The sequence below is a fragment of the Streptococcus lactarius genome (genome assembly GCF_016642265.1).
Taxonomy (GTDB): Bacteria; Bacillota; Bacilli; order Lactobacillales; family Streptococcaceae; genus Streptococcus; species Streptococcus lactarius.
The window spans coordinates 1-1,628 of the sequence record NZ_MRXX01000021.1 but is presented as its reverse complement, the minus strand read 5'-3'; the positions used below and the strand labels follow the sequence as shown (position 1 = coordinate 1,628).

Here is a 1,628-nt window from a genome sequence, read left to right as displayed (position 1 = left end):
AAAACATACTAAGATTAGTAGTGAGGAAATCTCCGACGGGAGAAAGTACTCACTACTTTTTCGTTATGTTAAAGTAGAGGTGTCTTGTTAAGTCGATAAGTCCTTTGGCGCTAGACGTCGTAACTAAAACTGACAAGACACCTGTTTTAGGAAGAATGTTATCAAAGTATGTGGGACGAAAAACGTCGAGTATTGAAAATGACATCACTAAAGCAAGGAATCATACAAGACAAAGAGGTAATATCATGCGAGTAGTTTTTGGGATTGACGTGAGTAAAGCAAGTTCAGAAGTGGCCATCTTGGTCAATGGAGAAAAGGTACATGGTTATATCATACCCAATGATGCCATCGGATTTAATCGACTACTTGGGGACTTGAAGACTGTTCACCAGCCAGAGATTGTCTTCGAGGCGACTGGTGTCTATTCTCGTCGTCTTCAGACCTTCTTTGAGGATAATAGTTACGCTTATACACGGCTCAATCCCTTAGAATCCAAAAAACAACTAGATAGCTTACGAGTACGTAAAACCGATAAGATTGACGCTGAAAAACTAGCTGCGTCTCAGTTCATCCTCAATCGTAAACCAAGCTATGTCCAAGAAGTGATTTATCAAGAATTACGCGATCTCAGCCGTTTCTATCAGAATCTTACTGAGGATATTGTCTGCGCTAAAAACCGTCTGCACAAGGTGTTACAGGTCACTTTTCCTGAATTGGAAAACATCTTGTCGGCACCAACTGGGGAACAATATTGGAACTTGGTAATAACTTTTCCATGTAATAGTTTTGTACTGGAGTCGGATGACGCCACATTAACAGCTATCATCCGTCAGTCTACGGCAAAACGCATCTCTGAAAAACGTGTGACTTACTTAGTAGATAAGCTTACAAAACTAGCTAATCAGTCTTATTGTGCGGTCAAGAAAACCTCTCCAGTGATAGAAGAGGTCAAATACTATGCAAGGGAGTTACTTAGGCTTTCTGAACACAGACAAGGTGTTTTAGAGGAGATGGTAACATTGGCTCAATCTTTGCCAGAATATGAGATTCTTCTCTCTATTCCTGGAATAGCTGAAACCACAGCAACAAGTATTATTGGCGAACTTGGTGACATTCGTCGATTTCACTCTGCCAATCAAATCAATGCTTTTATCGGTATTGACCTCAGACACTATGAATCTGGAAACTTTCTAGCCAAGGAACATATCACCAAACGTGGGAATCCCTATGCCAGAAAGATTCTCTTTAAGTGCATTCATAACATAGCTTCAGCTAGCCACACCAATCCTTGTCATATCGCAGACTTCTATGAGAAACGGAAAAGACAATCGCAAGTGACTTCAACCAAACCACACACGATTGCCTCTATACATCGTCTCATTAGAACAATGTATTACCTTATAACGCATAACAAACTTTACGATTATACTTCTACCCAAAATCGGTAAAATTGTTTATGCCATATTATTGTAACGCCTTATCAAAAAAATAACCAGATAAGGTGTTGTTTTAGTGTACACTTTTTACACTAAACTTTAGTTCAATAAAAGATAACTTCCTTAGTTTGACTATGGAATTCAAACTATTTTTCATCAAATACCTTGATATACTTGACAAATGGTAGAAAA

At 38.7% G+C, this 1,628-nt stretch carries 1 protein-coding gene; it reads left to right on the top strand.

Features of this window, described 5'->3' with window-relative positions; translation table 11 throughout:
- Nucleotides 1-245 precede the first annotated feature (245 nt).
- Nucleotides 246-1,448, top strand: a complete 1,203-nt coding sequence (locus tag BTU61_RS10210; RefSeq protein WP_338058532.1) for an IS110 family RNA-guided transposase — start codon at nt 246-248, stop codon at nt 1,446-1,448.
- Nucleotides 1,449-1,628: the final 180 nt, after the last annotated feature.